21 protein-coding genes and 2 pseudogenes are annotated in these 25,623 nt (G+C 64.3%); 8 read left to right on the top strand and 15 right to left on the bottom strand.

All coding sequences use genetic code 11. The annotated features are described in order from the left end of the window. Positions 1-122: 122 nt before the first annotated feature. The 7 genes from AB0C34_RS25900 to AB0C34_RS25930 form a co-directional block, all read right to left on the bottom strand. Positions 123-881 (bottom strand): ESX secretion-associated protein EspG, encoded by a 759-nt coding sequence (locus AB0C34_RS25900; protein ID WP_357078089.1) that lies wholly within the window; start codon positions 879-881, stop codon positions 123-125. Then, positions 878-2,212: a hypothetical protein gene (locus tag AB0C34_RS25905; protein WP_357078092.1), complete on the bottom strand. Its 1,335-nt coding sequence runs from the start codon at positions 2,210-2,212 to the stop codon at positions 878-880. The genes AB0C34_RS25900 and AB0C34_RS25905 overlap by 4 nt, the downstream gene beginning before the upstream one ends. Next, the gene (locus AB0C34_RS25910; protein WP_357078095.1) at positions 2,212-2,616 is read right to left on the bottom strand and encodes a hypothetical protein; all 405 of its coding nucleotides are present in this window, start codon (positions 2,614-2,616) and stop codon (positions 2,212-2,214) included. Before AB0C34_RS25910 ends, AB0C34_RS25905 begins: the two co-directional genes overlap by 1 nt. Before the next feature lie 47 nt (positions 2,617-2,663). Beyond that, positions 2,664-3,206 (bottom strand): DUF3558 domain-containing protein, encoded by a 543-nt coding sequence (locus AB0C34_RS25915; RefSeq protein ID WP_357078098.1) that lies wholly within the window; start codon positions 3,204-3,206, stop codon positions 2,664-2,666. 220 nt (positions 3,207-3,426) lie between these two features. Continuing rightward, the gene (locus AB0C34_RS25920) at positions 3,427-3,648 is read right to left on the bottom strand and encodes a hypothetical protein (protein WP_357078101.1); all 222 of its coding nucleotides are present in this window, start codon (positions 3,646-3,648) and stop codon (positions 3,427-3,429) included. Next, entirely contained in the window at positions 3,645-3,923 is a 279-nt protein-coding gene (locus tag AB0C34_RS25925) for a hypothetical protein (protein WP_357078103.1), read from the bottom strand. Before AB0C34_RS25925 ends, AB0C34_RS25920 begins: the two co-directional genes overlap by 4 nt. Beyond that, entirely contained in the window at positions 3,916-4,263 is a 348-nt protein-coding gene (locus tag AB0C34_RS25930; protein WP_357078106.1) for a DNA-directed RNA polymerase subunit beta, read from the bottom strand. Before AB0C34_RS25930 ends, AB0C34_RS25925 begins: the two co-directional genes overlap by 8 nt. A 350-nt stretch (positions 4,264-4,613) precedes the next feature. Between AB0C34_RS25930 and AB0C34_RS25935 the strand changes: the two genes are divergently transcribed. From AB0C34_RS25935 to AB0C34_RS25945, 3 genes are read left to right on the top strand one after another with little or no spacing between them, the layout of a single operon-like run. After that, positions 4,614-5,540 (top strand): helix-turn-helix transcriptional regulator, encoded by a 927-nt coding sequence (locus AB0C34_RS25935; protein ID WP_357078109.1) that lies wholly within the window; start codon positions 4,614-4,616, stop codon positions 5,538-5,540. Then, complete coding sequence (locus tag AB0C34_RS25940) at positions 5,537-5,755, top strand: DUF397 domain-containing protein (RefSeq protein ID WP_357078112.1); 219 nt, start codon at positions 5,537-5,539, stop codon at positions 5,753-5,755. The genes AB0C34_RS25935 and AB0C34_RS25940 overlap by 4 nt, the downstream gene beginning before the upstream one ends. 15 nt (positions 5,756-5,770) lie before the next feature. After that, positions 5,771-5,869, top strand: coding sequence for a DUF397 domain-containing protein (locus AB0C34_RS25945; RefSeq protein ID WP_357078115.1), 99 nt, complete (start codon positions 5,771-5,773; stop codon positions 5,867-5,869). A 75-nt stretch (positions 5,870-5,944) separates the two neighbouring features. Here AB0C34_RS25945 and AB0C34_RS25950 read toward each other — a convergent pair whose 3' ends face one another. The 5 genes from AB0C34_RS25950 to AB0C34_RS25970 are packed head-to-tail and all read right to left on the bottom strand — an operon-like array spanning position 5,945 to position 20,805. Beyond that, positions 5,945-11,383, bottom strand: coding sequence for a hypothetical protein (locus AB0C34_RS25950; RefSeq protein ID WP_357078118.1), 5,439 nt, complete (start codon positions 11,381-11,383; stop codon positions 5,945-5,947). Continuing rightward, a complete protein-coding gene (locus tag AB0C34_RS25955; RefSeq protein ID WP_357078121.1) occupies positions 11,380-13,014 on the bottom strand; it encodes a hypothetical protein in 1,635 nt (544 codons plus the stop codon). Before AB0C34_RS25955 ends, AB0C34_RS25950 begins: the two co-directional genes overlap by 4 nt. Further along, positions 13,005-17,246 (bottom strand): protein kinase, encoded by a 4,242-nt coding sequence (locus tag AB0C34_RS25960; protein ID WP_357078123.1) that lies wholly within the window; start codon positions 17,244-17,246, stop codon positions 13,005-13,007. Before AB0C34_RS25960 ends, AB0C34_RS25955 begins: the two co-directional genes overlap by 10 nt. Continuing rightward, positions 17,246-18,661, bottom strand: a complete 1,416-nt coding sequence (locus AB0C34_RS25965; RefSeq protein WP_357078126.1) for a hypothetical protein — start codon at positions 18,659-18,661, stop codon at positions 17,246-17,248. The genes AB0C34_RS25960 and AB0C34_RS25965 overlap by 1 nt, the downstream gene beginning before the upstream one ends. After that, positions 18,658-20,805, bottom strand: coding sequence for an N-6 DNA methylase (locus AB0C34_RS25970; protein WP_357078129.1), 2,148 nt, complete (start codon positions 20,803-20,805; stop codon positions 18,658-18,660). Before AB0C34_RS25970 ends, AB0C34_RS25965 begins: the two co-directional genes overlap by 4 nt. 199 nt (positions 20,806-21,004) lie before the next feature. Here AB0C34_RS25970 and AB0C34_RS25975 point away from each other — a divergent pair, with 199 nt between their 5' ends. Continuing rightward, positions 21,005-21,484, top strand: coding sequence for a transposase (locus AB0C34_RS25975; RefSeq protein WP_357078132.1), 480 nt, complete (start codon positions 21,005-21,007; stop codon positions 21,482-21,484). Positions 21,485-21,776: 292 nt separating this feature from the next. Here AB0C34_RS25975 and AB0C34_RS25980 read toward each other — a convergent pair whose 3' ends face one another. Together AB0C34_RS25980 and AB0C34_RS25985 are read right to left on the bottom strand one after the other, a co-directional pair. Next, the gene (locus AB0C34_RS25980) at positions 21,777-22,226 is read right to left on the bottom strand and encodes a hypothetical protein (protein ID WP_357078135.1); all 450 of its coding nucleotides are present in this window, start codon (positions 22,224-22,226) and stop codon (positions 21,777-21,779) included. Then, positions 22,223-22,570: a hypothetical protein gene (locus tag AB0C34_RS25985; RefSeq protein ID WP_357078138.1), complete on the bottom strand. Its 348-nt coding sequence runs from the start codon at positions 22,568-22,570 to the stop codon at positions 22,223-22,225. The genes AB0C34_RS25980 and AB0C34_RS25985 overlap by 4 nt, the downstream gene beginning before the upstream one ends. Before the next feature lie 86 nt (positions 22,571-22,656). On the opposite strand from AB0C34_RS25985, the pseudogene AB0C34_RS25990 reads away from it, so the two are divergent. Next, positions 22,657-23,690, top strand: a pseudogene (locus AB0C34_RS25990) (IS4 family transposase). A 222-nt stretch (positions 23,691-23,912) separates the two neighbouring features. Here AB0C34_RS25990 and AB0C34_RS25995 read toward each other — a convergent pair. Beyond that, a pseudogene (locus AB0C34_RS25995) lies at positions 23,913-24,065 on the bottom strand (CoA-binding protein); the annotation flags it as partial. On the opposite strand from AB0C34_RS25995, the gene AB0C34_RS26000 reads away from it, so the two are divergent. From AB0C34_RS26000 to AB0C34_RS26010, 3 genes are all read left to right on the top strand, one after another. Further along, positions 24,010-24,141 (top strand): hypothetical protein, encoded by a 132-nt coding sequence (locus tag AB0C34_RS26000; protein ID WP_357078337.1) that lies wholly within the window; start codon positions 24,010-24,012, stop codon positions 24,139-24,141. The pseudogene AB0C34_RS25995 and the gene AB0C34_RS26000 sit on opposite strands and share 56 nt — an antisense overlap. Positions 24,142-24,347: 206 nt before the next feature. Beyond that, positions 24,348-24,866 carry a helix-turn-helix transcriptional regulator gene (locus AB0C34_RS26005; protein ID WP_357078139.1) on the top strand — a complete coding sequence of 173 codons (519 nt, stop codon included), beginning with the start codon at positions 24,348-24,350 and terminating at the stop codon, positions 24,864-24,866. A gap of 14 nt (positions 24,867-24,880) precedes the next feature. Beyond that, the gene (locus AB0C34_RS26010) at positions 24,881-25,429 is read left to right on the top strand and encodes a DUF6036 family nucleotidyltransferase (RefSeq protein ID WP_357078142.1); all 549 of its coding nucleotides are present in this window, start codon (positions 24,881-24,883) and stop codon (positions 25,427-25,429) included. Positions 25,430-25,623 lie beyond the last annotated feature (194 nt).

Consider the following 25,623-nt stretch of genomic DNA (forward strand, 5'->3'; position numbering starts at 1 on the left):
TCTGACCACGCGGGTCTTGCTGCCCGAACCTATCTTGCGTGGTCGGCGGCGAAACCCCGCGATGACCCCGCAACCTCCGTGGACATTCGCACACCACAGCGCCGAGTGGCGGAGCGGGCGCGTTACCGGGCGTAGGTGTGGTTGATGGCGTCGATCCGGGTCTGCAGTTGTCGCATCAGTTCGTCGGCGGGGCCGGGGCTGAAGCTCGAGTCTTCCCGGTTGTGGTTGAACAGGAGATAGCGGCCGTCTCCGGCGTAGTCCATCCAGATGAAGGCACGGCCGTCGTCGGTGGGCCGGGCGTCGAAGGCGGCTCCCGGATAGACGGTGATCTCGCCGGTGCTGCTGCGGGGGCGCCGGACGAACCGCTGTATTTCCTCGATGGGTGACAGCTTGGTCGGGTGGCGCGCGTACACCGGCTGGTTCAGGTCGGACCGCCGCGTGGAGAACGGATAATGGCTTCCGCCTCGGCAGTGCGGGAGTTTCGCCGCGACCTCCGCGACCACCATGTCCGCGCTGCACTGGGTGATGATCACATCGCGGCCGTGCGCGCGGTCGGGGCCGGGCAGTTGCTGCGCCACCGTGGCGACCCGATCAGTCAGACCGGCGTGAATCCGCACCACCTGCGACAGCTCCGGCCCGTAGAAGCCGTGGACCTCGATCCGCAACCGTGGTTCCAGCAGCGTGGTCAGCGCCCGATGGAACCGTTCGTCGAATATCGGTTGCAGCCGCTGTGCCGTGCGCCCGCGCAGCCGTTCGTAGTCGTCGCGGTGCTCCGTGAACTCCGGGTGGTAGCTCAATGGGTACGGCAGGCGGTCGCGGCCCATCGCCGACATCGCGATGGTGAACGCGAAGCCGTCCAGCCGCCAACGGTTTTCGCTCATTCGCCGATGACCCCACCTGGTGGTAGCACGCGCGGCTGTACGCCGAGTAGCTCCGTGGTCCGGTCCTGGATCAGGTAGTCCGGTGTCTTGTGCTCCTCGTTGTCGTCTCCCTTCCCGCGGCCGGCGGGCGCACCCATGCCGGGCATGCTGGACATGCCGGGTCTACCGGCCTGCGGGTTGCCCGCTCTGGACCCTGGCGCACCGGGACCGGGCCGGCTGGGCGGCCTGCCACCGGGGATGCTCTTACCAGGACTCGGCGTGCCGAGGAAACCCGGAGCGCCGGGCGAGCCGGGGCCTGGCGTTCCGGGACGGCCGAGCGGGTCATCCAGGTAGTTCTTGGGCAGCTTCGGGTCGGGAGTCGCGTTCTGCGGCGTAGTGTTCGCCGGACTCGTGTTGAGCGGGTCGGTGTTCTGCGGGTTCGTGTTCTGGGGGCTGGTGTTCTGCGGATCAATGCTGTTCGGGCTGCCCGGTTGCTCGCCATTGGCGCTGTCCGGCTTGCCACTGGACGGGACACCACCGGGGTTCGGGCCGTTGCTGTTGGGGCCGGGTGCTGGCGCGGGTTGCTCGCCGGTCCGGTCGACCGGATTGAACGGTTCGGGCAACAGCGGTGTCCGCCCGTCGACCTTCAACACGCCAGGCCGATAGACCGTGGTCATCACTTCCTGCGCGTGCGCGGCGGCTTCATCGGCCCGGTGCTTGGACAGCTTCAGCACACCGTTGCCCGGTATGTGCCCCATGAACTCGCCGAAGCCGTCCACCTGCTCCGGCGGCGGCACGGACCGTTTGGCCTGATCGAGGTAGCCCTGCATGAGGTCGATGCCGTTCGCGACCATCTGGAAACTCACCGCCAGCTTCTGGAATTCATCCGAATAGCCGCGGGTGGCCTTCATCGCGGAATTGGCGGCGCGCCCGGCCCACAACGTCGCGATGTCCTGGTCGACGCCGGTGCGGAAGGCATTGATCGCGTTGGTGGCCTGCTCGGTCAGGCGCCGCCAGCCGTCGGCGCCGCTATTGATATCGGCCTGCTCGACCCCTTTGACGCCGTCGTGACCATTGAGTGCCTCCCAAATCTGTTGGTGCGTCCAGGTTTCGAACGCTTCAGGGGAGAGGATCTTGTTGGGTGCGGGCTGGTGGTGCCGCGGGTCCAGCACACCCCACTCGTTGTCGATGATCTGCCGGTCGCTCTTCCAGTAATCATCGGCGTCCTTGCGGAGATTGGAGTCCCGGTCGTTGTTCTGATTCGACTGGGTGCGCGCGTCGAAGATCGCTACAGGTACAGGACCCGCGACTGCCGTGACAACAGCTTTGGCAACGTCGAGTGGGTTGACCATCAGCGCACCTTCTCGGTGAGAGTGCTCATCCGGCTGCCTGCTGCTCCGTCGGTGGCCTGCAGTTTGCCGATCGCGGCGGCGTAGGTGTCGTGCATCAGCTGGACTACCTCGATGTGCTGTTGGAGGCGGGCGACGGCGGAGTCGTTGGGGTCGTGTGAATCGCCGCCGGCGGCCTTCTTCTCGAACTTCGCTTGCAGGGTCTGCGCTGATGGGAGGTCGCCGTAGCCCGAGAGACGATCGAGACGTTGCGCCTGGGTCTTCATAGACATGAGCTTCCCGAGGAACGTTTCGCAGCGCCTGCGCAATGCCTCGCCGATCCCTTCCTCCACGCGGAACTCGCCTGATTCGGCCTTCTGTTTGAGTTGTTGCCAGCGCCGCATCTCGCCCTGCATGTCATCCGCCATTGCGTCTCCCCTCACACGAATCTGAGATTGCTGTCGGTTGCGCCGCCTTACTTCGGCAGGTTGGGCTCGAGATCCTTGGCGTGTTTTACGGCCAACTCACACAGATCGGGCTTTTGGGCCCTGCTCTCCCAGCCAACGGCAATCTCGAACATGCCCTGCTCAGCAGGGAAACTCACATAGCAACTGTCGCCTTGGGTGTCGGATTTGTCCTGGCTGATTACTCCATTGCGGGAGCCGATCGTCACCTCCCGAAGGATGGTTACCTTGCTGTTCGCTCGGGTCTCGGCGAGGGTGTGACTGGTCGACATGACATCGACTTTGTACTTGTGCTCGGGCGGGTACCAACCGCATACGCGCCACGAAGCGGGCCCTTCGGGCGGATCTGTTGTGACGTATTTGGTGGCGGGGTCCAGCCCCATCCGGCGCAACACGTCGTCGCTGAGCTGTGTGCAGGGGTTGAAGACCTGGATATCGTCCGTGGACTTCGCCGTTGTGGTTGCTGTCCCATCCACACTCGACCCGCAGCCGGTGGCCAGTGCCAGCACAGCGAGGCCGCCGAGCGTGGTGCGTAGGACGTCAGCGGTGTGCATATCTCTCCTGGCGTCGGTAATCCCCGTCGCTACTATATGACGCGCCAGACCCGGCCCCGGTTCCATCGGGTTTCGTGAACGGCGGTGGTACGCGGGTTCGGTTCCGACCCGACGCCGAGCTGGCGCGAATCGTGTACTGGCGCACCGATCGGCATGAGGTGGCGCGCCCGAAGGCGTTCAAGATATCGGCAGCCCGGACTACACCGAGCACGAGTCTCCTTCACGGATCGAGAAACAAGCGCTCGCATGGTAGACGCGGCAATTCGGTTGTGTCGCTGTGGAGTACGTCGACGGCGTCGGCGTGGTGACGGGCCTGGTGGTCTTGGATAAAGAGCAGGGCGGCGGTCAGGCACGCGGCGAAATCGAATCGTGCGCCGTACAGGGAAATGCTGAGGTGCACGTCCGGTTCTTCGGGGCGCGGGGAAGCGGCGGCGCCTGTCACTGCTCGCTATCCCATCCGGCTGCCTCGGTGTCGATAATTCTGTTCGGTGCGGTGAGCGGGTCGACGCGGTCGTCGACCACGCGAACACCGATCCACGGGCAGCGTCCACCGATCGTTCGCTCGTGCTCGGTGAGCTTGCCGTCGACCAACCGAACCCATGTCGCGCAATGCCGTGACGGACAGGCGACCTCGGTTAATGCGTTGGTGCGCAGGTCGAACTTTCCGAATCCGCAGTGCGACCACTTGATCCACGGTCCGCAGTCGCAGTCACCCATGGGTCACCGCCCGGTGCTTTCCCGGGCCGAAGCATGCGCGGATCGCGTTGAGCACCACGGCGCCTGAAGGCCGGTACATGCACCGGGGCGGGTCGACCCAGCGCCGGAATTCCACGCGCTGGTCGGTGGGTGACGGTAATGCGATGGTGCCGCCCTCGCGGACGACCGAGACGTTGAGCCGGAACAGCTCGGCGAACAGGCTGTCCTCGTCGGGCAGGTCCGGCCGGATGAGATAGGTCCATCGGACCGAGCGGGGATGGGACAGGATCGGGCCGAGATCGGTTTCCTGGTTTTGCATTTCGATCTTCACCGCCTGCCCCAGATGCGCGGGCATCATCATGGCCCACACATGAGTAGCGGGCATGACGATGCGACCCAGATGCGGCGGGTCGATGACGGCAGGCAGGTCGCACACGCGCCGGTAGAAGTGGCATCGCGTCAACGGTGTACCGCCAAAAGGTATGTGGTCCATCAGGTTAGACCTCTGATCGCGTAGGTGGCTGAGGTGCGCCCGGCCCCTGGCGGTATCCGCGAGTGCTAGGGACAGGAGCCGAGGGGGGAATCGGGCGGGCTCCCTACCGGACGCGCAACCAGAGCATCAGGTCGAGCTAAACGACTGGCACAGTTTTGGATTATCCATGTAAGTTGTTGCAAAACAGCAGAATAGAAACCGTCGGCATGAGATGGTTCATGCAAAAACTGGTGCAGACAAAAACCAAAATTGGGGGCTATGACATGTCAGAAACGGGAAGCACGCTTCCACGACGGCAGTTGGGTCGGTATTTGCGCGATCTGAGGACGCAGACCGGGATGACGATCCCGGAGGCAGCGAGACGGATCGAACGAGGGGCGAGCACGTTGCAGCGGCTGGAGACCGGCCAGGCCGAGCGGATTCGGCTGCTTGACATCCGAGAGCTGTGCAGCATCTACGACGCCGACGAAACGAAGACGACCGCACTCATGGGGCTAGCACAGCAGGCGGCCATCAAGTCCTGGTACCACGAATACGGGAACCTGATACCCGCTAACTTCGACGTGTACATGGGATTGGAAGCCTCTGCGCACCAGCTGACTTCGTATGCGCCAGATGTGATCTTGGGATTGCTGCAAACTCCGGACTACAGGCTGACGTTGCTGCGCTCGGCTCTGCCCGATGAGACCAGTGACGAGATCAACCGGCGCGTACAACTCAAACTGAAGCGGCAGGCGTTGATCACCCGCAAGAGCCAGCCCGCCCATTTGGATGTTGTCCTGTTGGAGTGCGCATTGCAGCGGCTCGTCGGCGGGCGAAAGGTGATGACCGCACAGTTGCGGCATCTCGCCGACATGTCCACGTTGCCGAATGTGTCCATCCGGGTGCTTCCGTTTGCCGCTGGTATCCCACTCGGTGATCCGCTGGGACCATTCACCATCCTCGATTTCGGAACCGACAACAAGGGCAAGCCGATCGAACCGCCAGTGGTCTATCTGGAGAGCTTCACCGGAGACCTATACCTGGAGAAGCCGGAGGACGTAGCGCGTTACCATGAGGCACATGCAGTCATCCGGCGCGCCGCGCTGGATGAAACAGCAAGTAGGAACCTGATTCGACAGGTAGCAAGGGAGTACGCCGCGTGACCGATAAGTACGACGTTGACCTATCCGACGCGGTGTGGCGGAAGAGTACACGCAGTTCGGCTACCAAAGATTGTGTCGAGGTCGCGTTCCTTGGCGCGGGCATGGTCGGGGTCCGTGACAGCAAGAACCCGACCGGCCCGGCCCTTGTCTTCACCCCCGGTGAGTGGGAAGCCTTCACCGCTGGCGTAGTCGATGGCGAGTTCAATCGCAAGTAGCAAGGGATTGCGAGCGTGAACGTTGATCTGTCCGAGGCCCGTTGGTTCAAGATCGGCCGCAGCGGGGCCGGCAAGGAATGCGTGGAGGTCGCCTTCCTCGATAGCTTTTCGTAGGATTTTGTTGGGCCTCGGTGTCGTCAGTTGCGAAGGTGATGGTCAACCTGAATCCCCCCGCATTCGGTTCGTCACTCACCCATGCGCTGTCCTTGTGGCGCCACCATGTCGAGTCACGCGCGGGCGAAGGGCGACACGGACCGCGCCATGGGTCAACGACCGGTCAGTCGCCTTCCCCGCCCACAGGTACGCCTCGCCGGGCCGGAGGCTGGCAAGCTGTTCCGGTCGGAGAGTTTTGAGCGCGGCGTTGGCCTTCTGGATGTGCTTCAGCCAGGCGGGCGAGGTCATCTTGTGCATGATGACGACATCGGAGAGCTCGATGAGCGACGTGGGCACCGACGACGGATCCTGGCTGGCCACAAGGATGCTCATCCCTTTGTGGCGCATCTCGCGGACGGACTCGACAAGCACATCGACAAGTTCTGGGCTGCCGATGTACTTGTGGGCCTCGTCGAAGACGACCAGCTTATTGAAGTGCCCGCCGTCATCGGTGGCCTGGGCGAAAAGTTGCATGAGCACGACGAAGAGACCCAGGCTCTCGTCCTTCTCGATGAGCTCGTCGCGGAGGTCGACGATGATGAGTCGTCCAGGGCGTACGTAATCGGAGATATGCACGGAGTCATCGATGTAGGGCTCGGCAAGGTCGAGGCGCTGCCGGACAAGGTCTTTCATATTATCGGCCATGGCCGAGGAGGCGACCGCGTTTCGGATCGTGTCAAGGCTCAGATCGGAGCGGTGAGTCCGGAATATTTGAGTGAGCTGGCGGAGGTACATCGACTGGTTTCCGACAGCGCCGAGCAGGAACCTCCAGTGGTTGATCTGCAGTTCGCCCGACCCGAAAAGCAGCGGCTGGACATCGATGCCTGGAAACTCGCGTCGGCGCGCCTCGAGCTGATCGGTGGGGGTGAGCAGCAGGACATCCTCCAGCCCAGCCGGTTCGGCACCGTAACGCTCCCGCAGCCGACCAATCTGGCCGTCGTGATCGTTGGCGACGATCATCGAGGTGAATTCGGGGGCGTAGTCCTGAGTGCTGCTGTAGTGGAAGACGATTGTCGCGAGCGGGTGTGGCAGGTGGTTGATCCCCGGAGCGGGAAGGGTGGCTCCTTCGATAATGGAGCCGAGGGTATAGCTCTTCCCTCCTCCCTGGACGCCGAACAGGCTGAGTGTATGTGTCTCGTTGAGGTCGAGCGCAGTCTTGCGGCCCCCGGGCACGTCACCCAACAACGCCCATTGTGGCGTGTCGTCTGCGACACCGACAAGGATGTCAGGTGCTGGCGGTACTCGATCGACCGCAGCGGGCGTGTCGGCGTTGTCAACGTCTGACGGGTCCACCTCGCCCTCCTCGGCGCCCACGGGTTGAGGTTCCGGCGACGGCTCGGACCGATACTGCGGCTCGGCCTCCTTGGCCTGGAACACAGCCGGCTCCGCAGCGGAATAGCCGGTTTGCACGGACGGTTCCGCGGCGGGCGGGGCGATCGGCGAGGAGGTCGGCGGCTCGGGTTCGTCTTCTACCAGGGGTTCGAGGGTCGGTGCCCGGAAGGCCGCGTCGGTACGGCGAGTGCGGGTCAGCGCCGGGATCGTTATCGAGTGGGGTTCGGTCGCATCGCCCGGCCGGTTCGGCTCGGTCGGCACGGACCCGAGCAGTTCGTCGATCTCGTCGCGCCCGATGTGATGGAATTCGACCCCGCCGATCTCCTCCGGATCGCTGCTGCTACCGGACAAGTCGAAGACGAGCCCCGCGCGCTCGAACTTCAGGGTGAACCCGTCGTCGAGTGTTTCCATCAGTCGCCGGGCATGGCTCCCGACCGAGCGGTCGACCATTCGATAGCGCTCGGCCCGCTCCAGGTAGAAGCGTAGGAGGGCAACCAGTTCCAGGTTCTTCACCGTTCTGTCCACACGATCGGGATCGGTGAGACCAGGATCGAACTGTTCCCTGAGCACTTTCTCAGAGGTGGCGATCTGTTCGCTGATCTGCTCCTGCAACCGCTCGTACGCGGCGGGGTCGGGGATGGTCGAGTATGCCTTGACCTCGATCAGCCGGCAGGTGATCGTCCGGCTGTGCGCGTCGAAGCTGAACAAGGCAAGGTCCGTACGTCGCAACGACCGGGCCGCGGACGCCGCGCGACGGGTCTCGGCATACAGCTCGTGGTGGGAGTCGAGCGGCACGACGATCTGGTCGCCGAGCACGCGCTGCCCTTCCAGATAGATGCGCGCCAGCGCGAGCCCGAGCACTTCGGAACGCTGGTTGCGTGCAGCAGACGCCAGTTTGAACGCCAAGCTTCCCGACAACAACCGGAGCTGTTCGAAGAAGGTCTGCAGATGCCGGTCGTCGACCTTGATACCGTGGTCACCGACGACCGGGGCGAGCAGGCTTCGCAGTTCATCAACTTTCCGCGAGCTGACCAGCACCTGGCGACCGAGTCCTGTTCGGCCGGCGACGTAATCGATGACGTAGTCATTTGATCCGCGGTCGTCGGCGCGGTCGAAGTACTCGAGACCGAGAGTCCGGTCGATGATGATGACCCAGTCGCTGGTGTCGTGTGCCTGGTGCAGCAGCGAGCGCTGCACGGCATCGAGGGTAAGGGTCGTCGTGGGCACGCGGTCGAAGGCTTTGGTCGCGACGGCCGCGGCCGAGAGCGCCAGGTCACGGGGAAGCCCGACCAGGAGCTCTCCGGCATCCCCGGTCCCGCGGACGGCCGACGCGAACAGCGGCGTCTTGCGCCAGGTGACCCCGGCGCCCTCGTCATCGATGTGGAACAGAGTGGTCGCCTGCTGGACGAGTCCCTGCGCCGGCGCCTGTTCGACCTGGTGCATCCGGGTGGTGTCGTGCTCTTCTCCGGCGAAGGCATCAATAAGGATGGTCAGGTGTGCCTCGAACTCTTCCGGGTTGTCCGCGAACTCGCTCAGCGAGCGCACCGAGTAGGCCAGCTTCGGCACGCCGCGTGCTTGCCGTGCCCCGAACGCTTCGGCCTCGGCACTGTTGAACCGGCTGTCCAAGCGGGTGAGCTCGGCCAGCTCGTCGCCGATTCCCGGCATCTCGGTCTGGTCGGTGCACAGACGCAGGTCATAGTTGAGGTGCTTGGTGTCGGGCCGTCGTTGGAGCTCGAGCAGAACCTCGACGATCAGGGCGGCCTCGCCCGGGTTGACGATGTTGATGACGAGCGTTCGGACATAAGGGTGCTGGCGCACATAACGCTCGACCCGGTCGGCAACAATCCCACTGGTCGAGTCGGCGACAGTCCCCCGCGCGGGGGCCGGTATGCCGAGCGCGTCGGCGATCTTGCCGACGAGCCCGTGGGAGTCCTCGACGCCGCTGGGAGCGTACGCTGCCCAGAACGACGTCAGGTTGTCGGCGGTGGCCAGTAGCCGACCATCCTGACGCGGCACCGCGAAAGGGAAGCCGAGTGAGTCCAGCCGCTCGAAGAACGACGTCCGAGCATTCACCGCGGACTCCTTCGTCCGGCCGTTCAGATCGGCGCGCCACTGTGCGCCGAGTGCGGCCCACTCCGAAAGCCACAGCAGCCGCAGCGGATGCGTCGGCCCCACCAGGAGCAGCCGGTGCAGTGCTCCCAGGCCGTCGATGTAGGTGATCGCGACCGCATCGAGTTGCTGCAGCCCCGCCAGCGCGCGCAGTGCCGTTGCCTTCTGTGCTGAGTCAGCGTGTTGCACATACGTCGACTGAGCGTTCATCGTCTGCTGGAAAGCGGCGGCGTACTCGGTGATCTGGGTACGCATAGCGGCCAGATCGGCTGTCTCGACGACCTCACCCGGGTGGTCGTCGCCGACGACGCCGAGCACATCGGCGAAAAGCCGGCTGCGGGTCGAGAGCATTGCCCCGAATGCGCGCTCAGCCTCCGGCCCGAGTCCGGACACCCACTCGGTCTCGTCGCGCCGCGGCTCGGGCAGGGAGCCGTCCTGGTTGATGGGTAACTGCCACAGCCCGATTTCAGCCGGTGCCAGCAGAGTCTTGCGTTCGATGTCGGTCAACCGCTCCGAGAGACGGACTTCGATATTGCCGGCGCCTTCGATGCGCACACTGGCGGCGACATGGAGGCTGCCCTTGGCTGGTGTCGACCAGGCGGTCTCTCCCGGCTTCAGATCACGCGCCGACTTGCCATCGACACACCGGGCGAACGCGGCGTGTTCCACCGCGTGCAGCACGCTCTCGTATCGGGTCGCCTTGTTTTCCGGCGGCTCTTCGTCCTCGTCGGCACGGACCACGAAGAACGCCTCGCTCCGGCCGGTTCCCGACTTCACCACGACCGGGCGGTCGGCATCGGCGACCGGAGTGACCGACAGAACATGCCAGCCTTCGTCGAGGTCGGCCTTGTGCAAGTTCCGTACGGTCGCCTTGTAGTCGCTCTTCGGCTTCGCTCCGGCAGCGACCGACACCGCGCGCCCGGTGGGGCCGCCGTCCTCGGACACGATCTCGGCTCTGAGTTTGAGCAGTCCGTCGGTCGGGGTCAGTGGGGTGTCGACCTTGAACTTGGCGGCCAGGTTCTTCGTGCCGTTGGTACCGGTGATCAGATAGGGCTGGCCGGCCAGGGACTTGAGCGCGGGATACCGCTCAAGGTGTTCGGCGTGGTCGCCGACCCTGGGCAGGTCGAGGGTGTGTACATCGATGCCGACGGAGACTTCGCGACTGCGGGGCGCCGGCCACTTGTCGAAAGTGAGCTCCCGGTTCTCCCGATCGGTGATGACCCGTCGGGTCCACGCATTGCGATCCTCCAGCCCGATCCGCCCGGCGAAGCCGGCGAGCTTCGCAATGAAAGTGGAGTCGGACAGCCCAAGGCCGATCACACGTTGGCGCTCGTCGAGTTCGATGCGACCGAGCTCGTCGACGTGTGTTCGGTTGTGGCCGATACGACTTGCCACATCGGCGCCCGAGGCGAATAAGCCGAGGTCGGGCACCAGCCCGAATTGGTAGACGGCCGCACCGGCGGCATCGGGCTCGTAGTCATTGGCCGCGATGGTCAGCAGGTAGTGGGCCCAGGCACGGTCATTGCCACGGCCGTCGTTCTTCTGCGCGAGGGTCTCGCGCAGACGGTCGATGCCGTCGCGCAGGGCGGCCGGCACCTTGGCCAGCAGCTCCTCGCGCAGCATCCGATAGGCGTCGCCGAGGGCGACCTCTTCGAATGTGGCCACCCCGAAGGAATCCTCGGCGCTGGCTCGCAAGCCCGGTGGCACGAAGACCAGCAGGGGGCCGGTTGTCTCCTCGATCGGGCGGTTCCGCAGCTCGACCAACTTGGTGCTGCTCACCAAGGATCCGGTGGTGCCCTCGCGGACCTGCTCATCGGCTGCCAGCAGACACACCACGGTACCCGGCAGCGTAGCCGTCCGGAGCCGTTGGACCAGGCGAAACGCAAGGTCGGTTTCGAGTTCGGTGACCCGCATGCAGTGACCAGCTTGCCGGGCGGTGAGCAGACCCAGCAGGCGTGGTACCAGGACTTCCTCCAACGCACTGCGTACATCAGCGGGCGCGGGCTCGACCAGCCCGACCATCGTCGCGGTCATCGTGAGCTCCTCTCCGCCCCGTGGCTGTCGGCACGGATGGTGAAGCGCGGTGTAATGGTCTGGGTCAGGTACGCGTCGGACAAGTCGCGGTAGTAGCCGATCTCCCGGAGCCGGTCGATGAACGCCGCGGAGTTCGCTCGCAACGCCGCCTGGTCCGGCACGTCGGCGCCGGCGAAACCGTCCTCGCTCGGCAGTCGGTCGATGTGCAGCCCGTACCGGTCCCGGAGCAGGTCCAGGACCTCATCGACGCGCCGCGGCCGGGTCCGCATCCGCCCGGTCTCGTCCTGCTCCACGAGCGCTACCTGTAAGAGCACCTCCAGCAGCCGCGAGTCGAGCACGAACCGGCGTACGGCGGCTTTCGGCTGAGCAACCATCTGGCCAGGACGATTCTTCATCAGGAGCGAGTCCAGACATTCGACCAGATACTTCCGCTGGAACGCACCGCGGTAGTGCATGATCAGCTCCAGGTAGGTCTCGAAGCGGCTCAGGCCGAGATCCACGATTGTCTGCAATTCCGGCGCGAGCGGCTCCTCTTCATCGTCGAGGATACGGCGCACTCGCATGTCGAAGAACGCCTCGCGGTCCTTCTTGTGCTTGTCCGCCAACAGTGCAATCGCTTCAACCGCCGACAGGTCGTTCCGACCTCCTGCTTTGGGCAGCTTCCCATGTTTGGCCAGGTCTCCGGCGAAATCGACCAGTTTCTGGACGGCAAAGGTGCCACGGACGAACTGCGGCAGCCTGCCGTACCAGATCTCGGCGCTCTTGGCCGCGTACGGCGCGGGGGCACCGTTATCGACCCCGACCACATCGACGAACAGATTCACCGCATACGGGCAGCACTCCCCGGGCCGGTGGCCGCGAGTGCAGGACGAATCCACGGCATCGGTGCGCACGGCAGCCGGGACCAATTTGATCATTCGCAGGTGATAGAGCGCGAGATGGAAGGAGAGCAAGACCTTGAGGTGCTCGACCAGCACAGTGCGCGGCATGAAGTCGCGGTGCAGCAACAGCCGGAGCACATCATCGGCCATGGACTCGGCTGGCTGCTTGCACAATGGCACCAGCGGCTTGCGCGTGGAGCCGTCGGGCCGGTCCTGGGCCTTCTTCTCGGTCATCGACACCATGCTCAGCAGCGCCTGCGACTCCACGTCGATATCGGGTCCCGGGATCACTTTCCCGTCGGCCCCGATATCGGAGAAGAAGAAATCTTTGAGCCTCCGAACCGCTAGCGGCTTGACCGCCAGCATCTCGTAGAGCTGCTCGTCCGCGCCATAGGGGCGGGAGTGGCGGCTATTGCGCAACCGGTAGGCGAAGCCGTGCAGTGGCCGCGGCCCGGCGACCGCCTCGATGACCCGACCTCGACTGACCAAATCGAGCAAGTGCGTGCCAATCCACCGCCGACTGATGTCCTCGTTGTCGGCGAACCCCTCGAACGGCGCATCCGGATCCAGCAGGAGCGAGAGGTAGTCCTCGACGGTGAGGTCGACCGCCCGGCTCATCCGGCTCGGCACCCCGTCGTGCCACAACCGGGCGAGGAACGCGGTGAGGACCCGGTCCATCGTGAGGGTCTTGTAGTCGATCCGGCTGATCGAGTCGCACCGGAAAGCCCGATCCTTGCTATCTAGCGCCATTCCGACTCCTCGGTCTCCGGTATGGCCGCGGTCTGCGAGACCAGGTGCAGGACGCCGTCGCCGGTTCGGCGCACGGTGTGCATCAACGCACCATCTACCGTGAGCAGCACGTCTTGATACGGCACAGCCGCGAGCTGGTTCTTGAAAACGGTCAGGGCCAGCGCATACCCCTGGTTGTCGTCGACGCTTGCCTGATAGCCGCGCCGGAACCGCTCGAGCAGTTCGAACAGGTCCAGCCCGATGCGCAGTTCCGCCGGCGCGGCCCCAGCACGACTCCGGTCGGTGTAGGTCAGCCGCAGCGCGCTCGGCCTGGTCTCCAGGTACCGGTGCGCGTCGGTGCCGACCCGTCCCACAGCGAAGCCGTCTTTGGGAAAGCGGCGAAGACTGCGCACTGTGCCGCCGACGACGTCACGGACCCGGATCACCAGCCCGCCGTCGGCGATATCGGGCGAGATCACTCCCTCGTTGCGGTTCAACGCTCGCAAGACGTCCTCGACCTGGGGCTTAGTCCGGTCGAGATGCTCCAGGAAGCTCCGGGCCGAGGCGTACGGCAGCATCTTCGTCGCCACATCGGGATCGCGCATCTCGAAGTACATCAAGCGCCGAGCCGCAGCCACATAGTCGGTTGTTGCCGCTGTGTTCGCAGGATCCTCGTTGATCTCGGCGTAGACCTCATCGAGCAGGGCGCGATCGGGGTTGCGCCGGTCTCCCGGAGTGATCAGTTGGTGTTCCAACAACCCTTCGGCCGCCAATCGCCGGTCCAGTACTGGCTGCGGCACCGCGGCGACATCGACCTCACGCAACTGCACGAGCAGCCGGTCCCGCTCGACCTCGGCCGCGCCTCCGCGGTAAGCGTTGAAATAGTGCGCTTCCAGAATCTTGGCACGGTCCGACCCGTTGTAGAGCTCGTGGATTTCGCCGCAATCGCGTCCCGAGGTGATCGAGTAGGCGAGCGCGGAACGCAGATCCCGGAGAGTGATGTGCAGCCGTCCCCGCAACTGGGCGATCTCGTAGATACGGCGCAGGCGGTCACGAACCTGCGGGCCGATCACCGGGTTGGCAATGGTCGCCGCATTGCGCCGGGCATAGCAGGAGTCGATGAGGGCGCATCCTGTACAGGCTTCCCAGAAGTCCGGGGTGCTGGTCTGAATCAGCATCCGCTCCAGGATGGAGTCGCTGTCATCACCTCCGCCGAGACCGTCCGCGGGCCGCACGGTGACGTCCCGGAGGTTGAGGTTGATCACGGCGACCGCACCCGGACTCTGCTCGCCACGAAGCCCTTGCTCGACCGCTGCGGCGAGCGCCGCGAACCGCTGGCTGTGGTGGGACAGGAAGTCGACCAGGCGGCCCTCGTTGACTGCGATCAACCGCGTCTCGCCGTCCAAGGCGCCGATTTCGTCGGTGCCTTCGAAAGGCGTGAAGAACTCGGTGAGGACCTCGTCGCTGGCGATGCCCTCTTCGTCCTGGCTGCCGTCGAAGTTGGTGCGGAAACGACGACCGCCCAGTTCGAACTCGGCGCCATTGGGCCGCTCCGCGGTGAAGACCGCGCCCTCGGCCCGAGCGTTCGCCGTGAGCCGCTCCAGGAAGGCGGTCTTACCGTCCCCGGCGTTGCCCGTGACGATCACCAGTGCGTGTGCTCCGTTCAACACGGCCGGAGCGAGAGCCATGTCGAGAGCGGTCGGTACGTAGACCCGATAGTCGTGCGCGTCCATCCCGCGGGTCCCGCGATTGCTGCGCCGGCTCTGACTGTAGAAGGTCTGTAGGTGGGCAACGAACGGGTTTTCCCCCGAAGTCGCTGGCTCCGATCCCTTGCGCACAGTTACCGATGCCGCCACGCCGCTCCTCACCCGAACCGAAACGACAGCCGTGCCTGTCTTCGGCGGTTCGTCGGCCCCTTGGAGCGCTGCGAGAAACTCCTCGGCGCTGGTGAACCGTTCACCGCGCTCGGGGGCAATCGCCCTCAGGATGGTCTTGACCAGCTTCGCCGGTACCTCCTCCGGCAGCGTGAACCGGGTGCGCGGGTCTTCGGCCGGTATTCCCGGGGGTGGTGTGCTCGCGGGCCAGGGGTACGCGCCGGTCAGCGCCTCGTACAGGGTCACGCCGAGCGCATAGAGATCCCGGTCGACAAAACCGGCGCCCGTCGCGGGTACCTGGTCGATATCGGGCGGGGTGTACCTGGGCGTATTGGAGGTATGGCCCTGGGTGGACTCGGGGGTCTTGGCGATGCCGAAGTCGAGGATCCGGACACCGTCCTCGGTCCACAGCAGGTTGCCCGGCTTGATATCGCAGTGCCACACATCCAGCGAGTGAATGTGCGCCAGCCCCGCCGCCACATCACGACCGATGCCGAGCACGTCCGACACGGTCAGCGTGCCGCTGCGGATGACCTCGCCGAGGTCCTTGCCTTCGACGTACTCAAAAACCAGATAGGGGTGCGAATACGGCGGCGGCAGTTGGTCGACGTCGAGCATCTCGACCACGTTAGGGTGGCTGGAGCTGCGCAGCCGGTCCATGACCTTGCCCTCACGGCGAGCCTGCTCCTGCGGATTCGCGGGGTCGCTGAGTATCAGCTTCACCACCCGGTCGATATTCCGCATCGAGTCATAGACCCGGTAGGCGACGCCGGAAGCCCCTGGTTTGCCCAGCCGTGACTTCACCAGGTACTTCGTGCCCAGGAGGTAGTCGCGCTCCAGGTGCCGCCAGAATTCCGGGTCGCGCCGCCGATCCTCGTCGGCCTCACGGACAGCGTTCGACGGCAAGTCCTGAGAATTCCCGTCGTCACCGCTTCCGACGCGTCGTTTCGGGCGGCGTACCTCCCCGATCGCCAACTGCAGCCGGCGCAAAGCCTCCTTGGCATCGGGCCGATCTTCTGGATTCGTGGCGCAGAGCAGGGTCAGCCAATGTCGCAGCTGTGGCGGCACATCGGCCTGCACCAGATCCCGCTCGGGCAGCACTCCCCGCGCCCGAACCTGGTTGGTCATCGAGTTGAACGGCTGGCGCCCGGTGAAGAGTTCGAATCCGATCACGCCGACGGCGTAGATATCCGACTCCGCGCCCATCTTCGCCGGACTCTCGATCGCCTCGGGAGCCAGGTATGCGATGTCGGCCCTGGCGTGGGCCTCGTGCAGGACGGTATGCGCCCGCTGCTGGGCTGTCTTGGCGTAGTCGAAGCCGGTGATCATCGCTCGTCCGTCGTTGGTGAGCAAGATCGTGGCCGGGCTCAAGGCGCGGTGGACGAGCCGACGGGTCTGGATGAGCGCCATCCCGTCGAGCACCTGCTGCAAGATGCGCAACTTGCGATCGAAGGTCAGCGGCTCGGCCGAGTCCATCCCCAAATGCATCCGCAACGCGGAACCCGGTACATCGTCGTAAACCGTCACATAACCGCGGTCCTCGGCATCGGGGAAGAAGTCGCGCACGCCGACGATAGCGGAATGAGCGGGCAGCTTACCGAGAGCCTCGTACGCGACGCCGATCTGCTTCTGCTGCTTTTCCCGCTCCTTGGCCTCGGCGTACAGATCCGCTTGACGCACCACCAGGCGAACAGTGCCGGAGCCTTGAACGGTGTTGGCGTTCTTGGCACGGTATTCGGCGACGACGTCGACGCCGGGGGCGTGCTGAGTTTCGCTGAGGGTATCCAGCACCTGCCAGTTACCGAACAGGAGCGGCCCCGACGGCGCGGTGCCCACCCCTTCGATCGCTTCGACGATCTTGCTGTGGTGGCGGCTGATATCGGCATCGACGGCGTAAGCTCCGGTAGGCACTCGGGAGGCGTCGGAGAGCAGCGCGATCAGATGCTGAAGGTTGACTGTCGCCTCCGCATCCCGCTGCGGGGAGTTGTGATCGATCAGCCGCGCGTCCTTCATCGGAAGCACAACGACTGCGCCCACGAATACCCGAGTCAGCGCTGGATAGTGCTGCTCCAGCAGAGCCTTGACACGCTTGGCATTCTCCCGCAGCTTCGGCAACGGACTGTGAAACGGCGGGCGCCCGGCTGGCATCCACCTGCTGCCATGAACATCGATACGGCCGAAGGTGCCCTTGACGTCGATGACGTAGACCATGTGTCCGGTCACTACGGCAAGGTCGACCTCGAACAGATTGCCGCGGGCGTCGGACACCTCGAAGTTGTGCAGGACCGTCCACTCGTCGGGCCCATGATCGCGCAAGTAGGCGATGACTCGCCGCTCGGGATCGTTCGCAGGCTCACCGATCCGAACGATCCGTGCCATCAGACCTCCGCCCCCTCAACCGCTTTCGTCAACAAGTCCAGCGCTTCATCTTCTAGCACATCCGCGCGGTAACGGTCGCGAAATGCCCGACGAACTGTCTCCGCAATACGCTCACGATCGTCGGCCGGAGCAATCGGGATCGGAACTTGGCGACGCAATCCATCGTGGATGTCCTGCTGTTTGCCACCGGTACTGAGTGACCGGAAAATGCGGAAGGCCACCTCAGACCTGAGAAAAGCAAAGATATACGCACCCGGGACCTCCTCGTCACCGCTTTCAATCCGCAGAAAGTCCTCCGAGTAAGCGTTCTTCAGCCATGCTCCAGTCACCATGATCGAGCGGCAATAGACCTCATGTTCGCCAAGTGTGCCTCGGGCGGCCATCATGATGGCTTCGTCGTTCGCGAAAACCTCTGCGGGCAGGGCTCTCCGGCTTATGAGCCGCCCTTCCGGACGTGACCAGAATGCCTGGCGCTGGCCGATCAGCGGGACGCCGTGCTCCTCGTCGGCATCGATCCGCTTGAATCGAATGCCACGGCTGAGTACACCGTCCCCACAGATCTGTCCAAGACTGCGGTGCTCGACCGAATTCAGCTTTTGGATCAGAAGCTCAGCGCGCGGCGAGAAGTTCAGCGCGCGGAAGGTGTACGAAGGGACGCCGCTGACGACGAACCCCAAGTCTGGTCCCTGTTCGTGCCAGCGGTGGTCGATGAGGTCGGGCAAGCCGACACTGCGGAAGAAGTCCTCGGTGGCGGCGTTCAGACCGGCCTGGAAGGCGGCGCGGAGATGAGCAGCTTCCTCGACGAGGTCGTGGATGCGTTGCTCCGCACCGGCGTCGAAGCGGGGCACCGGGAGGTCGGCGAGATGGTGCGGCTCGATGTGCTGGATGATCGCGCCGTACGCCGAAGAGACAATCATCGGGATCCCGAATCGACTGCGCAGGAAGGTATACAGGTAGCCCGACAGGATCTTGTGTGGATCGGCCTGCACCTTGATGACATGCTGCGAGGACCAGAATCCGGCCATATCGGGCCGGACGTATGCCATGCGGCCGATGGTGCCCGAGCAGGAGATCAGCGACATCCCCGGCTGGACCTCGAGATAGGAGAGTTTCGTAGCAATGCCCTTGCTCAAGCGTGGCAGGTAGCTGAAGTCGGCCTCGAGCATATCGGTGCTGCCGAGGAACGGGACGCTGTGCTCGGGGTCGTTCAGGTAGATCCGGCTGAACTTCGGGCCGTTGAAGATCCCACCGTCGTGCCCGGCGGTCACGCTGTCGAGTCGTATCGTGTTCGGCAGCGCCTCGAGCCGCTTGCGGGCTTCCAGCGCACCGGAAAGGTACGGAGCCGGGTCCAGACGACACCCCTGCTCGAAGAACCAATCGACTTTGACCGGATTGTCGAGGCTTGTGACCTTCACTCTCCGACTCCCTTACCGGCGCGCGGGTCGAAGCCGGGGATCGGGTGGTGCGCGCGGAACTCCCGGTACTTCTTCGCGATTAGCGGCAGGTCGTTATCGATGACTGGGCGGCTGCGCTTCACCACGCGGGTGCGGGGGATGCTGGAGATGGTGATGTATTCGGTCTCTTCGAAGGTCTCCGTGATGACGTCCCCGTTGGGCGCGCGCTTGTGGAGATCGTTGCCGCGGCGATCGACGCCGACCTTCTCCGCGACTGCCATGAAGACCGGGTAGGAGATCACGTCGCCGAGTTCTTCGGCGGTCTTCTCTTCGTCGGTCTTGCGTTTGAGGAAGAGCAGCGTTGTGAGGATGTTGACGTTGGCATCGAAGATGAATGCCTCCACCGGCAGCTCGATGCTGGCCAGGACCCAGCACTCCCGCAGGATGTAGCGGCGGATGCCCTCGTCGGCCGGGCCCGGATTGGAGAGGATGCCGTTCGGCAGAACGATGCCGATCCGCCCGCCGGGCTTGACCCACTCGATTGCCCGCTGCACGAACAGCTGTTCCGGAGCCAGAGAGCCCGGAAGGTTCGCGCTCTCACGCAGTTCGCCGGTCTCCTTGTCGCGCGACCACGACTTCGCCACGCCTTCGCGGAAGTCACCGAGCACCGACTCGTCGCTGACCGGAATATCGGCACCGAACGGCGGGTTGGTCAGCAGCACGTCGACCACGCCCGGAGCGTTGCCCTTCGCCAGCGGGATCCGTTTACTTGCCTCCGCGACACCGGAGAGATGTCCCCGTGGGAAAGCGAGCGAATCCATGTGGAAGACGTTGCCGGGGGTGTCGGCCAGGGTCATGATGTTCATTGACGTAGCCCGGACCAAGAACGGGTCGAAGTCGGCGCCGAAGAGGTGCCGGTCGGCGTAGGCGCGCAGCCGGTCACGGTAGCGCTCGCTCTGTTCGGGCGAGTCTGGGAGCCCAAGGGTCCCGTCCTCGTCCTGCATCTTGTGGTGCAGGTGGGTCAGGGTGGCGTGAAGGAAACCGCCGGTGCCGCACGTGGGGTCGAGGACGGTCTCGTCTTCCTTTGGGTCGAGAATCTCGATCATCAGCTTCACTGCGCGGCGCGGGGTGAAGTACTGCCCGCGGTCGCCGCGCAGATTCGTACCGACCAACTCCTGGTAGGCCAGTCCCTTGGCATCGATATCGGTGCGGCCAAGGTCATAGGACGCCAGCTCGCTGACAATGAAGGCCAACGCCCGATCCGAGAGAGTGATCTCGTCGCGGTCGCGAAAGAGCCCAGAGGCGGCGTACTGCTGCTTGACATCCTCGAAGAGGTCGAGGATCCGAGCCCGGATCGCGGCCCGGCCGGGCTCGTCGTACGGCTCTGTCATCGTTGTGTAGAAGCGCCGGGGGCTGCCGTCGCGCGCGGCGCGCTCGTCGTACATCTTCGCGAAAAGCAGGTAGAGGAACTGCCAGAACGCGGCGTCCTTCGGCATGCCCTCGTTGCCATGAATGTAGTTGTGGCAGCGCTGGAACGTGACCTTGAGCATCTCCGGCTCGGCACGACGCAACTGCTGTGCGGAAGCGACCTGACCGGAGCCGACGGTGCCGTCGGCCAGCGGCCAGTCGGCGCGCTGATGGTAGGTGGCACCGAAACGGCCCGATTCTTTCTCGATGAAGAAGAAGTCGAGATTGTCGGTCCACATGCCGTGGCGCCGCTCGGGGAAGTCCTCGGCGCCCAACAGCGCCTCGAGCTCGGCCTGTTCGGACTTCATCTGGTCCAGATCACGCAGCTTGACGACGTTCTTGCCGCGCTTGGGCTCCTGCTTGCACACGACCACACGGCGCAGGTTGGCCTCAGTGTGTTCGGTGCCGGGAGCGAAGACGGCGATATCAATCTTCTTGTTTCTGGTCCTGCTGTCCAAACCGACCTTGACCGGAAAATCGCGCGCCATATTTTCCGGGGCGATCTGATACTCGTGGAAGAGCACCCGCAAGATCCGCTGCCGCACCCGCTCTCTACCGTTGTCCTTCACCGGCTCGTTGGTGAGGAAGTCGATGAGGTAGCCCTCGTCGAGGTGATGCACCAACGGGCCAGCGTCGGTCTCGGTCAGCATCTTCTGCTCATGGGTGGCAGCAGGGGTCATGGAGTCGATCAAGTCCACCTTCTCATCAAGTCAGCGCCCGGGACAGAAAAGCCGTACACATGCCGCACCGACGCGCATACGGGCCGTGCATCGTAACCTATCGGCCAGGTCCGACAAGTTCACGCCTATAGGGCTCCGTCGTGCCGTCGGCTGGGTTCCCTCGAAGCCAGTGGACGCCGATTAGCGGGATCACGTTCCTGCTGGAAGGATGTCCGACATGTCATCGTCTCGGAAGCGCCGGTCGTTCACGGCCGAGTACCGGGTCGAGGCGGCGCATCGGGTGATCGATTCCGGTCGCACGATCGCCGAGGTCACCCGCGAGTTGGGTTTGCACGAGGGCCTGCTCGCGAAATGGGTCAAGGATGAACGCCGCCGGATAGACGCGGCCGCGGTCCACGGTGAGCAGCCGTTGAGCCCGGCCGAGAGGGCGGAGTTGCTGCTGTTGCGGAAGCGAGTTATCGAGCAGGACAAGGACATTGCGTTCCTGAAAAAGGTGTGCCACGAACACGGGAGGCTGCGTGAGGTAGGTCAGGCAGAAGATCGTGGTGCTGTGCGAATAATGAAGGGGTTGTGGCCCTTCGGAGCCCCTTCGGTCAGGTGTGGTAACCACCAGCATCGAAGGAGGCCCGCCCTTCACGGCGGAGCCACACGGGACAAATGGGGAATTTCGGTGAGCGTCAGTGGGGAAGTTCAGTGAGCGCCATCAGATGTGCCGCCTGAAGGTGTTTCTTGTCGGGGTGGTGGCCGCTGCGGTCAAGGGGACCAGCAACTCCTCCTCCGACGCATCTGGATCAGCGCCACGGCACCGTTGCCCTACCGCAATGCCGTGTAAGGCCGGGCCACTCACGAAGCCCGAGGGCAGTCGAGGATCGGCCCGGACTCTTCCCGGCGGCCGTGCCGAACAGGACGGTCAGGCGTCAACCAAGGGCCCATCACAGCGGATTTCGATGGTGGACTCTCTCACGCGTCGAGTGGGACCGCCCTGGTGTCTAAGGCTTCATCCGAGTCTGTGCGTTTGACGAAGAACCTCGCAACATCAGCCGCGTCCGTACCCTCGACCCCGACCATCCAGTGATAACGACCCGGCTCAGCAGCATCGCGTTTGCGATGTTCACGACGGCAACAACTCGTGCCGAGTACTCGGGCTCGGCTTCTACCTTGACTTCTCGCGCCCGAGCTCTATCCATCTGCAGTGGCGCACGAAAACGAACAAGCTTCTCTTCGGGCCCAAGCTTCACCGGATTCTTCTCGTCATCGACCAGGAGAACCTTGAGGGAGTACTCTTCACGGATCTCTTCGTCGGTCCCGATATCGACAAACACCACCAACGCCATTGGAGGAGTCGGAGTGGTTGTCACACTCCAGCCAAGACCAAGTGCGTGCGCCTTGCCAGAGGGATCAGGTTGGGCGGAATCCGCCGTCCACAAGGTCAGCTTCACTCAGCACCAACCTCGATCACGGCAGTTGCAGTGGCCATCCCACGCGTAGCACCCGCCGCCACCTGAACGCTCTGGCCACTGCCCATGGTTACGTGATGGAGCCTTGCCGCACGTGAGACACCCCAATCGACTGCATCGACCGCATCTGACCACGCCACGGTTACGTCCAGGTTGGCTTCGTCGTCGGGCGGCTCCGATCGAAGGAAGGGATGCAGCTCAACCGGCTCCACTTGATGAGTGATCTTCGCGCCGACAGCTAGGGCATAGCGCCGCACAGTCGACAGATGAGGGTCGGATGTCAGCTTCTCAAAGTTGAATCGCCCCGCGTTTGGTGCAAATGCCATTAATTTACGGTGTTTGCGCCGGTCGAATGGTATGACGCGGTGGTGTCCGGTCCTGTCGCGAGAGTTGCTGTGCAGCAGCTGGTTTCCTGGCATGGTGCCGGTTCGTGGCGCAGGTGGTGGCAGGGCGGCTGACGGATCGGATCGGGTTGGGCGTGCTCACGCGGGTGGTGAGCCGGGATCTGGTCGACGAGGTGCTTGTCGCGACCGGCAGGGTGGAGAAGCGCCGGCGGCTGCTCCGGGCGCGGGTGGTTGTGTATTTCGTGTTGGCGATGACGTTGTTCTTCGATGACGCCTACGAGGAGGTGATGCGCAAACTTGTTGACGGGCTGCGGTTGCTGCGTTCGTGGGACGATGGCTGGCATGTGCCGACCTCGCCGGCGCTGTGCAAGGCACGCGCCCGCCTGGGAGAAGAACCGGTGCGGGAGTTGTATCGGCGGATCGCCATGCCGTTGGCAGGGCAGGGCAGGGCACGCCGGGAGCGTGGCTGGCCGGGCTGCGAGTGATGGCTGTGGACGGGGTGCAGTTCGACGTGCCCGACACTCCTGGCAACGACGCCGAGATCGGCGCGGTCACCAATGACGAACGCGACCTGGCCCGTCCGCTGCTGGCAACGCTGGAGCCGGGGATGCTTGTCACCGCCGACCGCGGGTTCTTCAGCCACGAGTTCTAGCGTGAAGCCGCCGCCACCGGCGCCGACCTGTCGTGGCGGGTGCAGTCAGGATTGAAACTGCATGTGGTGCAGCAGCTTCCGGATGGGTCGTATCTGAGCCGGTCGATGACCGATATCGAGCGTCAGCGCATCCGCCGTCACCGACTCCTGACCACGATCCTGGACCCGCAACAGGCCGACGCGACAGTCCTGGCGACGGCGTATTCGCAGCGCTGGGAAATTGAGAACACCTTCGACGAACTCAAATCCCACCAGCGCGGGCCACGCGCGGTGCTGCGCTCGAAATCTCCTGAGCTGGTTCAACAAGAAATCTGGGGCATCTGTGCTGCCACTACGCGATCCGCACCCGCTGCCACCCAATCCGGGCACGACTCGGACCGGCTATCCTTTCGTAGCAGCCCTGCGAATCAGCCGAAGATCACTGTCGCACAGCGCATTTCCCCCTCATGACCGTGACGCCGCCACCGTGCTATGGCAACGCGGCATCGGGAAACTCCTGCAACGCCTGAACCCCGCACGCAAACCCCGTGCCAACCCGCGAGTGGTCAAACGCACAGTCCTCAAATGGGCAGCCAAACGCTCTCACCACGCCTATGGCCACAACCCACCTACGAACCTCGGATCACCATTCAAAACCCTTAACTGAACGGTATTGGGGTCAAGCGTGGACGATCAGCCTAGCCCCAGCCGGGGGATCTCCCGTCCCGGGGAGCGGTTTATCACCATCAGCGGTCCAGCCTCACGAGTCCTGTCGTAGGCGGCCTCGTCTATGACGCCCAGCTGGAACCAGACCGCCTTTGCGCGCAGCGCCACAGCCTGGTCGGCGACGGCGGTGGAGTTGAAGCCGCTGCCCGGCTGGGAGCAAGACCCGTGGCTGCGGCGAGTACGGGCGCTCGGATGATTCCCGCGTGTGTGCGGGGACGACACTTGGGCAATTCTTGCTCGAGGCGCTGCGGTGGTTGGGTGACGAAGCGCAGCACGGCGCACTCCGGTAATCCCGATTCCGGGACGTTTGTCCAGGGTGGCTGGGCGGGTCGGACGACGCGGGGAACGGAGGAGGTCGAGAAGTGGAAGCCCGTCTATAGCGTCGCACGCTATAATTGGGCTATGTCTAGCCGGAGTGATGTGCTGCGCGAGGTGATGCGCAAAACGGGCACCACCCAGTCCCAGCTGTCGCGGGTGAGTGGCGTCCGCCAGTCCAGTATCAGCCAGGCCCTGTCCGGCAAGCTGAATCTCAGCGATGAGCAGCTCGATCGGTTGCTGTCCTGCATGGGTTACCGCCTCGAGGTCGTGCGGCGCCCCGTCGTCCCCGAGTTGACCCGCTCCGAGCGCCGCTCATGGCAGTTGCACAGCCGACTTTCGATGCACGTGACCCGATCGCGCCTCGAGTTGTGGCTGCCACGCATCGAGCGCAATCTGCAGCGGCTTCGTGATGGGGTGTCCGGCCAGCCGCATGTGCGCAATCTCGATCGCTGGCAGTCGCTGATCGAGCACCGTGACGTGCTAGGACTCCACCGTGTCCTCACCGGTCTCGACCGCGATTCGATCGAGATGCGCGAGGTTTCCCCGATGGGTGGGCTGCTCCCGCAAGACGAGCGCGCCGATGTACTGGGCCTCGCGGGCTGATGCGACGCGATCAAATGGAGCACGCTATCCGCACGGCGTGCCAGATCATCAACCGACCCGAGGTGATCGTGGTCGGTTCCCAATCGATCCTCGGCACCTTCGACGAAGCCCGGCTTCCCGCGGATGCCACGATGTCGCTGGAGGTCGATATCCTCCCGATCGCAGACGACAACGCCGAGACCGCGCGACTGGCGGACCTCATCGAAGGTGTGGCCGGCGAGTTCTCACCGTTCGAGGACCTGCATGGTTACAGCATCGACGGTGTCGACATGACGACCTCCGCACTGCCGGACGGGTGGCGAAGCCGACTTGTCAAGGTACAGAACGCCAATACGGCCGCACCGTCAGGCAAGCCCCAGTTCACCGGTTGGTGCCTGGACAAGGAAGATCTGTGCGTGGCGAAGCTGTGCGCCTTCCGCGAGAAGGACCAGAACTTCGTGGCCGCACTGCTCGATGCGGGGCTTGTCGCCCCGGCTGTGATCGCTGAACGCTTACCCGCCGTTCCGGACACCTACAAACCCGCGGCCGAACGCGCACTCGGGTGGATCAACTCCTGGCGGTAGACGCCGCGACGTTGCCGTGCCCTGGGACGGCACCGGCCAGAAGCACGCGGCCAGCACTCCCTGCACGGCACCCGGTGGGAGGCAAGCCATTAGCGAGCCACACCAAAACAAGACCGGGGGCAGCCGATTAGGGAGCCTCCCACCGAGCACCTGGAACTCGATCCTGGCCGGGATCAAGCCCTGACACCAGTCTT

Source organism: Nocardia sp. NPDC049220, assembly GCF_040647855.1.
GTDB lineage: Bacteria > Actinomycetota > Actinomycetes > Mycobacteriales > Mycobacteriaceae > Nocardia.

Coding starts and splice junctions, on each gene's coding strand:
- AB0C34_RS25930 (WP_357078106.1), bottom strand. CDS start 4,263: ATGATGATGCCCGCGCATCTGGGGCAGGCGGTGAAGATCGAAATGCAA.
- AB0C34_RS26005 (WP_357078139.1), top strand. CDS start 24,348: ATGTCTAGCCGGAGTGATGTGCTGCGCGAGGTGATGCGCAAAACGGGC.
- AB0C34_RS25955 (WP_357078121.1), bottom strand. CDS start 13,014: ATGGCGCTAGATAGCAAGGATCGGGCTTTCCGGTGCGACTCGATCAGC.
- AB0C34_RS25950 (WP_357078118.1), bottom strand. CDS start 11,383: ATGACCGCGACGATGGTCGGGCTGGTCGAGCCCGCGCCCGCTGATGTA.
- AB0C34_RS26010 (WP_357078142.1), top strand. CDS start 24,881: ATGGAGCACGCTATCCGCACGGCGTGCCAGATCATCAACCGACCCGAG.
- AB0C34_RS25960 (WP_357078123.1), bottom strand. CDS start 17,246: ATGGCACGGATCGTTCGGATCGGTGAGCCTGCGAACGATCCCGAGCGG.
- AB0C34_RS25910 (WP_357078095.1), bottom strand. CDS start 2,616: ATGGCGGATGACATGCAGGGCGAGATGCGGCGCTGGCAACAACTCAAA.
- AB0C34_RS25925 (WP_357078103.1), bottom strand. CDS start 3,923: ATGGGTGACTGCGACTGCGGACCGTGGATCAAGTGGTCGCACTGCGGA.
- AB0C34_RS25985 (WP_357078138.1), bottom strand. CDS start 22,570: ATGGCATTTGCACCAAACGCGGGGCGATTCAACTTTGAGAAGCTGACA.
- AB0C34_RS25975 (WP_357078132.1), top strand. CDS start 21,005: ATGTCATCGTCTCGGAAGCGCCGGTCGTTCACGGCCGAGTACCGGGTC.
- AB0C34_RS25915 (WP_357078098.1), bottom strand. CDS start 3,206: ATGCACACCGCTGACGTCCTACGCACCACGCTCGGCGGCCTCGCTGTG.
- AB0C34_RS25905 (WP_357078092.1), bottom strand. CDS start 2,212: ATGGTCAACCCACTCGACGTTGCCAAAGCTGTTGTCACGGCAGTCGCG.
- AB0C34_RS26000 (WP_357078337.1), top strand. CDS start 24,010: ATGACGCCCAGCTGGAACCAGACCGCCTTTGCGCGCAGCGCCACAGCC.
- AB0C34_RS25935 (WP_357078109.1), top strand. CDS start 4,614: ATGCAAAAACTGGTGCAGACAAAAACCAAAATTGGGGGCTATGACATG.
- AB0C34_RS25900 (WP_357078089.1), bottom strand. CDS start 881: ATGAGCGAAAACCGTTGGCGGCTGGACGGCTTCGCGTTCACCATCGCG.